This window comes from Aquitalea sp. FJL05 (genome assembly GCF_003852595.1).
Classification (GTDB): domain Bacteria; phylum Pseudomonadota; class Gammaproteobacteria; order Burkholderiales; family Chromobacteriaceae; genus Aquitalea; species Aquitalea aquatilis.
Genome location: NZ_QAJS01000016.1, coordinates 360,730 through 369,304 on the forward strand (window position 1 = coordinate 360,730; position 8,575 = coordinate 369,304).

7 protein-coding genes are annotated in these 8,575 nt (G+C 60.6%); 6 read left to right on the plus strand and 1 reads right to left on the minus strand.

What is annotated here, in order from left to right:
* Positions 1 to 2: 2 nt before the first annotated feature.
* The 4 genes from DBR44_RS20105 to cheD are packed head-to-tail and all read left to right on the plus strand — an operon-like array spanning position 3 to position 5,321.
* Positions 3 to 2,777, plus strand: coding sequence for a methyl-accepting chemotaxis protein (locus tag DBR44_RS20105; protein ID WP_124644923.1), 2,775 nt, complete (start codon positions 3 to 5; stop codon positions 2,775 to 2,777).
* Between the two features lie 18 nt (positions 2,778 to 2,795).
* Positions 2,796 to 3,638, plus strand: coding sequence for a CheR family methyltransferase (locus DBR44_RS15565; protein ID WP_124644924.1), 843 nt, complete (start codon positions 2,796 to 2,798; stop codon positions 3,636 to 3,638).
* Between the two features lies 1 nt (position 3,639).
* Positions 3,640 to 4,719 carry a chemotaxis response regulator protein-glutamate methylesterase gene (locus DBR44_RS15570; protein ID WP_124644925.1) on the plus strand — a complete coding sequence of 360 codons (1,080 nt, stop codon included), beginning with the start codon at positions 3,640 to 3,642 and terminating at the stop codon, positions 4,717 to 4,719.
* Entirely contained in the window at positions 4,716 to 5,321 is a 606-nt protein-coding gene (gene cheD / locus DBR44_RS15575) for a chemoreceptor glutamine deamidase CheD (RefSeq protein WP_124644926.1), read from the plus strand. The genes DBR44_RS15570 and cheD overlap by 4 nt, the downstream gene beginning before the upstream one ends.
* A gap of 1 nt (position 5,322) precedes the next feature.
* Here the strand turns inward: cheD and fdxA are convergent, their stop codons facing one another.
* On the minus strand, positions 5,323 to 5,649 hold the full coding sequence (fdxA, locus tag DBR44_RS15580) for a ferredoxin FdxA (protein WP_124644944.1): 327 nt from the start codon (positions 5,647 to 5,649) through the stop codon (positions 5,323 to 5,325).
* Positions 5,650 to 5,829: 180 nt separating this feature from the next.
* Between fdxA and gluQRS the strand changes: the two genes are divergently transcribed.
* Entirely contained in the window at positions 5,830 to 6,717 is an 888-nt protein-coding gene (gluQRS, locus tag DBR44_RS15585; RefSeq protein ID WP_124644927.1) for a tRNA glutamyl-Q(34) synthetase GluQRS, read from the plus strand.
* A gap of 413 nt (positions 6,718 to 7,130) precedes the next feature.
* On the plus strand, positions 7,131 to 8,459 hold the full coding sequence (locus DBR44_RS15590) for an amino acid permease (protein WP_124644928.1): 1,329 nt from the start codon (positions 7,131 to 7,133) through the stop codon (positions 8,457 to 8,459).
* Positions 8,460 to 8,575: the final 116 nt, after the last annotated feature.

The following is an 8,575-nucleotide window of genomic DNA, read 5'->3' on the forward strand; positions in this document are numbered from 1 at the left end:
AAATGAATAATCTGAAAGTGTCGCACCGCTTACTGCTGGGCTTCGGCCTGCTGGTCGTGGTGATCATCGCCGCCATGGCGGTAGCGATTGCGCAGATCCACAGTCTGCGCAACGATATCGACGAAATCGCCAACGTCCATGTGCCGCGGGCTTCTGAAGCCAACAAGGTGGTGGATAACGTCAACCTCACCGCCCGGGCCACCCGGACCTTGCTGCTGTCCAAAGACCCGGTGGTGCTGGAACAGCAGCACAAGCAGATCGACGAAGCGCTGACGCTGATTAGCCGGCAGATGGCCACCCTGTCCAGTGGCGTGCCGGCCGAAGGGCAGGTGCTGTTCGACCGTGTGCGTACGGTCGAGGCCAGCTATCGCCAGCAACTGGCCGTGTTCCGTCAGCATCTGCAAGCAGGGCAGGAGGAAGAAGCCAAGAGCTATCTGCTGCAGACCCTGCGCGCCACCCAGCTGGACTACCTCAAGGAAATTGATGGCTATGTCAAGTTCGAGGAAGCGCTGTCCCGGCAGGTAGCGCAAGGCACCTTGGAGCGGGCTAATAGTGCGTCTGTGCTGCTGAACGCCCTGATGGCGGCCGCTGTGCTGATCGCCATGCTGGCCGGCTGGCTGATCAGCCGCTCCTTGCTGCGGCAGATCGGTGGCGAGCCGGCAGAGGCTGTCAAGCTGATGCAGGAGCTGGCTGCCGGTGAAGTCACCACCGAACTGAAAGTGGCGGCCAATGACAATAGCAGCCTGTTTGCCTATATCCGCCAGGCGGCAGACAAGGCGGTGGAAAACATCCGGGTGCGCAATGCGCTGGATAATGCCGCCACCAATATGATGATTGCCGATGCCGACTTCAATGTGGTGTACGCCAACCAGTCGGTCATCAATATGTTCGCTCAGGCAGAAAGCGATATTCGCCGCGACCTGCCGCAGTTTTCCGCCCGCAATCTGCTGGGCAGCAATATCGACCAGTTCCACCGCAATCCGGGGCATCAGCGTGGCCTGATGCAACAGCTGCGTAATCCGCACCAAGGCACCATCCATGTCGGCGGCCGCACCTTCAACCTGATTCTGACGCCGATCAATGGCCAAAGCGGCAAGCGGCTTGGTTATGGGGTGGAGTGGATTGACCGTACCGCCGAGCTGGCACAGCAGGCCATCGAGCAGCAGCGCATGGATGCCGAGCGCGTAGTGGCGGCAGAGAATGCCCGCATCCGCAGCGCCCTGGACAATGTCACCACCAATGTGATGATTGCCGACAACGAGCGCAACATCATCTATGTGAATCACAGCGTGCTGGAAATGCTGGCCACGGCCGAGGCGGATCTGCGCAAGGCCCTGCCCAATTTCAGCACCCGTCATGTGCTGGGTGGCAACATGGACATGTTCCACCGCAATCCGGCGCACCAGCGCGATCTGCTGGCCAATCTGCGCAGCACTTACAAGGCGGATATCGCGGTCGGTGGCCGTCATTTCTCGCTGACTGCCAACCCGGTATTCGGCGGCGACGGCGAACGTCTGGGTACGGTGGTTGAGTGGAAGGACCGCACCGGCGAAGTGCTGATCGAGAAAGAAGTGGAAGCCATCGTCAGTGCCGCCGGCAAGGGCGACTATGCCTCCCGGCTGGTGCTCGAGGGCAAGACCGGCTTCTTCCGCGTACTGTCCGAGGGTGTCAACCAGTTGCTGGGTGTGACCAGCCAGGCACTGGGTGACATCGCCATCGTGCTGGGCGGCCTGGCTCAGGGCGACCTGACGCGCACCATCAAGAATGATTACGAAGGCATGCTGGGGCAGCTCAAGTCTGATACCAATGCCACCGTGGAACGGCTGCGCAGCATTGTCGGCAATATCCAGGAGTCGACCGAGGCCATCAACACCGCCTCGCAGGAAATCGCTGCCGGTAACAGCAATCTGTCCGGTCGCACCGAACAGCAGGCGGCCAGCCTGGAGGAAACCGCCTCCAGCATGGAAGAAATCACCAGCACCGTCAGACAGAATGCCGAAAACGCCAAGAAGGCCAATAGCCTGGCCATCGGTGCGTCCGACATCGCTGCCCGTGGCGGCCAGGTGGTGGGCAATGTGGTGTCCACCATGAACGAGATCAACGACAGTGCCAAAAAGATTGTCGACATCATCAGCGTGATCGACGGCATTGCCTTCCAGACCAATATCCTGGCGCTGAATGCTGCGGTGGAAGCCGCGCGTGCCGGCGAACAGGGCCGGGGTTTTGCCGTGGTGGCCAGCGAAGTGCGCAATCTGGCACAGCGCTCGGCGGCTGCCGCCAAGGAAATCAAGCTGTTGATCGGCAACTCGGTGGACAAGGTGGAATCGGGTAGCCGGCTGGTGGATGAGGCTGGCCGCACCATGGAAGAGATCGTCAGCTCCATTCGCCGCGTGGCCGACATCATGAGCGATATATCGGCCGCCTCGGTCGAGCAAAGCTCGGGGATCGAACAGGTCAATCTGGCGGTGACGCAGATGGACGAAAACACCCAGAAGAACGCGGCGCTGGTCGAGCAGGCTGCCGCGGCGGCCGAGTCGCTGGAAGAGCAGGCCCGTCATCTGATGGAAGCGGTGTCGATCTTCCGCCTCGATGGCACGCCAGTGGCGCGCCTGTCCGCACCCAAGGCGCATCGCAGCCACGACCACGGCCAGGCGGCGCGCCTGCCGGCACCCGGTCAGCAGATCAAACCGGTATCGACCCGCATGGCGCTCAATGCCGAGCGCATCAAGACCCTGCCGGGGCCGGCTCAACACGACGACGAATGGGAGGAGTTTTGAGCCGCGCGGTGATGCCTGATGAGCACTGAGCGCGATATCAAGTTTACCGCGGCGGATTTTCGTCGCCTGCGACAGATGCTGTACCAGCGTGTCGGCATTTCGCTGAACGACAGCAAGAGCCACATGGCTTATTCCCGGCTGGCCAAGCGCGTGCGCCAGCTGGGCATGCGCCAGTTTGCCGATTATCTGGACCTGCTGGAAAAGGCGGAAGACGAGGCGGAGTGGCAACACTTCGTCAACGCGCTCACCACCAATCTCACCGCGTTTTTCCGCGAGCCGCACCACTTCGACTTGTTGCGGCTGCATGCGATGGAGCGAGTGGCGCAGGAGCGGCATTACCGGGTGTGGAGCGCAGCAGTTTCCACCGGCGAGGAGGCCTACTCCATCGCCATGACCCTGCTGTCGCTGCCGCAGTTGAATCGGCAAAAGCTTGAGCTGGTGGCCTCGGATATCGATACCAAGGTGCTGAGCCAGGCGGCCGATGGCGTATACGATGCCGAGCGGGCCAAAGTGTTGGACAGCAGCCTGCTCAAGCGCTTTTTCCTGCGCGGGGTGGGGCACAATGCCGGCAAGGTGCGCATCCGGCGCGAAGTACGCGAGCAGCTTTCCTTTTACCAGTTCAATCTGGTCGCCGCCGAGTGGCCGGACATGGGGCGCTTTGACGTGATTTTCTGCCGCAATGTGCTGATCTATTTTGACAAGCCGACCCAGGCCGCCATTCTGCAACGGCTGGCTGCCAGCCTGCAGCCGGACGGGCTGCTGTTTCTGGGGCACTCGGAAAACATCCAGCATCTGAGCGACGCCTTCCAGTCTTGCGGCCGTACCGCCTATCGCCTGGCTAATCACAAGGTGCGGAGATGACATGAGCGCAGCCGCCGGCAGAAAAATAAGAATCGTGGTAGTGGATGATTCCGCGCTGATCCGCAGCCTGCTCACCACCATCATCAACGAAGCCCCCGATATGGAGGTGGTGGCGACTGCATCCGATCCCATCGTGGCGCGCGAACGTATCCGGGAAACCAGCCCGGACATGATCACCCTGGATGTGGAAATGCCGCGCATGGACGGGCTGGAATTCTTGCGCCGGCTGATGCGGCTGCGCCCGACCCCGGTATTGATGATTTCCTCGCTGACCCAGTCCGGCTCGGAAACCACGCTCAGTGCGCTGGAACTGGGGGCGGTGGATTTCCTGCCCAAGCCGACGCTGGATGTCAGCAACACCATGCAAAGCTACGCCGACGACATTCGCGACAAGATTCGCATGGTGGCGGCTGCCCGCCTGCGCCGGCCGTCGCTGTTTGCGGCAAGTTCTACCGCTGCGCCGCCGCGCGTGGCACCGGCCTTGCTGCGGCAAAATGCCATCATCGCCGTGGGCGCTTCCACCGGCGGCACCGATGCCATCAAGGAATTTCTGGAAAAGCTGCCGGCAGGCAGCTCGCCGGTATTGATCGTCCAGCACATGCCGGAAGGCTTTACCCTGTCTTTTGCCCGGCGGCTGGACAAGCTGTGCGCCATGCAGGTGAAGGAGGCCGAAGATGGCGAGCCGCTGATGCGCGGCGTGGCCTATGTTGCCCCCGGTCATTCGCATATGCGGCTGGGCAAGGGGGCGCAAGGTTTTGTCATCTGCCTGGATCAGAGCCCGCCGGTCAACCGGCACCGGCCATCGGTCGATGTGCTGTTTGCTTCGGTTGCTGCGCTGGCGGCGGCCCAAACGGTGGCGGTCATCATGACCGGCATGGGCAAGGATGGCGCGCTGGGCATGTTGCAGTTGCGGCAGGCCGGCGCCACCACCTTTGCCCAGGACGAAGCCAGCTGTGTGGTATACGGCATGCCGCGCGAGGCCGTAGCGCAGGGCGGGGTGATGCATGTGCATCCCTTGTCGCAACTGGCCGACAAGGTAATGGACTGCCTGCGTCTGCCGCATGACAGGGCGGCCCCGTGAGCTATTCCGACCAGCCCTCCGAGCGTCTCTACTTCGACCGCCAGTTCCAGATCGACGCCATCAAGATATTGCCGGGCGAGTACTTCGCCACCCGCCAGCCGCTGATGCTGACCACGCTGCTGGGCTCCTGTGTCGCCGTCTGCCTGATGGACCGCCACGCACGGGTGCATGGCATGAATCACTTCCTGCTGCCGCAAGGCAGTGACTGGCATAGCCAGACCAGTGTGCCCGCGCGTTTTGGCGTCAATGCCATGGAGTTGCTGATCACCGACATGCAAAAGCTGGGGGCGCAGCGCCACCGGCTGGAGGCCAAGGTATTTGGTGCCGGCAATGTGCTGGAGGGCATGTCGGTGGTGAATATCGGCGAACAGAACAGCGAATTCATCCGCGCCTATCTGCGCAGCGAGCAGATTCCGGTGCTGGCGGAAGACTTGCTGGGCAGCTTTGCCCGCAAGGTGTTTTTCTTTCCGGACGAGGGCCGGGTACTGGTGCGCAAGCTCAAGGGCAGCCGCACTCTGGTATCGAAGGAAGCGGCTTACCGGCAGCGGCTGGACCGCCAGACTGCCTCCCAGCCCAGCGGCGATATCGACCTGTTCATCTGATTCAGTCGCGCTGCAGATGGGGCAGCTTGTTGGTCACCTCTGCCCAGTCGGCATGGTCGGGCAGTGGCGGCTTGCTTTGCGACAATACCGGCCATTGCTGGGACAACTCGGCGTTCAGCCGGATGTACACCACCTGTTCGGCTGGCACATCGTCTTCGGCATAAATGGCCGATACCGGGCATTCCGCCACGCACAGCGTGCAATCTATGCACTCCTCAGGATCGATGGCGAGAAAGTTCGGCCCCTCATGAAAGCAGTCCACCGGGCAGACATCCACGCAGTCGGTGTATTTGCATTTGACGCAGGCATCGGTTACAACGTAGGCCACGTTTGATTCCTCCTGATAATGGACAATCTGCTGCCGCAGGGTGTCCCGGGCATGCCGCAGGATGCTGCCGGCAGCCTTGCCGGTGGATGGATTATTTCCGAGTAATACGCTCAAGTATTATCAACCAAAAAACAGCGCATTGTGGCGCAATCTGCATTCTCATCGCCGAAACCTTTTGTCATGCCAAGCATTCCCTATCGTGGCCGTTTTGCCCCCAGTCCCACCGGCTTGCTGCATGCCGGCTCCCTGATGACCGCCGTTGGCAGTTATCTGGAAGCACACCGCCGTGGCGGCGAATGGTGGGTGCGCATGGAAGACCTGGACCCGCCGCGCGAAGTGGCCGGCGCTGCCGACGACATCCTGCGCACGCTGGAGGCTTTTGGTTTCGAGTGGGATGGCGAAGTGGTGTACCAGAGCCAGCGGCATGGGCTGTATCAGGCGGCCTTGCAGCAGCTGATCGAGGCCGGGCTGGTTTATCCCTGCACGTGTTCGCGCAAGGAAATCACCAGTGTCGCCCGGCGTGGTGTGGATGGTTATGTCTATCCCGGCTGGTGTCGGGCCGGCTGTCGCAGCCAACGCGACAGCCATGCCTGGCGCTTGCGGGTGGATGAGCCGGAGGTGGGCTTTGTTGATCGCCTGCAAGGGCCGTATCAGCAGCAGCTGCCGCGCGATATTGGCGATTTTGTCCTGCTGCGGGCCGATGGCTACTGGGCCTACCAACTGGCGGTGGTGGTAGACGATGCCGCGCAGGGCATGAGCGATATCGTGCGCGGCGCCGACCTGCTGGTGTCCACACCACGGCAGATCCATGTGCAGCGCAGCCTGGGGCTGCCCACGCCCACTTACTGCCATCTGCCCTTGCTGGTGAATGCGGCGGGCGAGAAGCTATCCAAGCAAACGCTGGCCCCGGCCATTCATGCCGCCGATGTCAGCCGCGAGCTGCGTGTGGCGCTGTGCCGGCTGGGTCATGTTCCGCCTGCCGAATGCCAGAGCGCGGCCGAATTGTGGCAGTGGGCCAAGGCCAACTGGTCGCTGTCGCGCGTGCCGGCTGGCCCCTGTCAGTTGTAAGCGCAACCCCCCAGCCTGTTTCCTGTCATGCTCGCCTTCTGTCGGGCATATCGCCATCGGCATGTTGACCATGTAGCGGCCGCGATGGCCTGCGGTGTTGCATGCAAGGCGCTGCTTGCCGTGGTTTTTCCTGCTGCTCCGTGCTGGCTTGTCATTCTTGCGGATTATCTATTTGATTTATCACATGGAGTTTGTCTGTTAAACAACCTACATCGTAATAGGCAGTAGCGTTTCTGGTGTTTCCGTCCGGTATCTGCACAGATCAGTTTTGCCGGCCATTTTCAAAACAGCGACATGGAATTACATATGCGAAAATAATACATTTACAAAATAATTAAATACTAATATAGTGAAGCTCATACAGAACACGTTCTTTAACAGCTTCGATTTTCGGCCTCGATGGAGACAAGACCATGAGCGAGACCAATGTAAAAAAAGCGGCACTGGGCGTGTGGATGTGTACCGCACTGGTGGTGGGTAATATGATCGGTTCCGGTGTATTCCTGCTTCCCGCTTCTCTCGCCCCCTATGGGGGGATGTCCCTAATTGGCTGGGCAATTACTTCGGCTGGTGCCATTTGTTTGGCGCTGGTGTTTGCCCGGCTCTCCGCCATGATTCCCAAAGAGGGTGGCCCTTATGCCTATATCCATGCCGGCTTTGGCGACTTCGCCGGCTTCTGGATCGCCTGGGGTTACTGGATAGCCCTGTGGGCAGGCAACGCCGCACTGGCGGTGGCCGCCACCAGCTATATGCAGGTTTTCTTCCCGCAACTGGGGCATGACAACTTGCTGGCCGCTGCATTTTCCATCGGCCTGATCTGGACCGTTACCTGGATTAACAGCCGGGGCGCACGCAGTTCCGGGTTGGTAGCCATCGTGACAACACTGCTCAAGCTGTTGCCATTGGCCGCCGTCACCTTTATCGGCTTCTTTTACATGCAGCCGGAAAACCTGGTGTTCAACCCGCACGGCAAGCCTTTGATGAGTTCGGTTTCCGCCACCATGGCGCTCACCTTGTGGGCGTTTCTGGGGCTGGAGTCCGCCTCGGTACCCGCTGGCGATGTGGTGAACCCGAGCAAGACCATACCGCGGGCCACCGTCATCGGCACCCTGCTGGCCACCGTGCTGTACATCCTGTCCACGGTGTCGCTGATGGGGGTGATGTCGCCAGCCATGCTGGCCAACTCGCAAGCCCCGTTTGCCGATGCCGCCCGCCTGATGTGGGGCGACTGGGCCTACTGGGTGGTGGGGCTGGGTGCGGTAGTGTCCTGCTTTGGCGCACTCAATGGCTGGAGCCTGATGCAGGCGCATGTCCCGCATGCCGCCGCCAAGGACCAGTTGTTTCCCCGCCGCTTCGGCCAGACCAACCGCCAGGGCGTGCCACTGTTTGGCCTGTTGTTGTCCAGCGGCCTGGTTACCGTGCTGCTGGCGATGAAATACGCCGGCGGGGAGGGTGGGGTGAAGATTTTTGAATTCATCATCCTGCTGGCCACGGCCACCACCTTGCTGCCCTATGCCTTCTGCTCGATGGCGCTGCTGGCCATCATGTTGATGAACAAGGGCAAATACACCCGGCGTGATTTCACCGCGCCACTGATCTTTTCCACCACGGGCTTTCTTTACGCGGTATGGGCACTGTTTGGTGCTGGTGCCGAGATTGTGATGTGGGGGATTTTGCTGCTGATGCTGGGTTTGCCTGTGTATGTCTGGCAAATCAAAGAACGTTACGAGACCGAAAACTGAAGCCAGCCTTTTGCTTTTCACTCCTTTCCGCAAGGAAGGGAGTGTACGGAAAAAGGTTTATACGATTACTTATCTGAAAGGATTCATCATGACCGGCAAATTTGGTGTTCATTCCG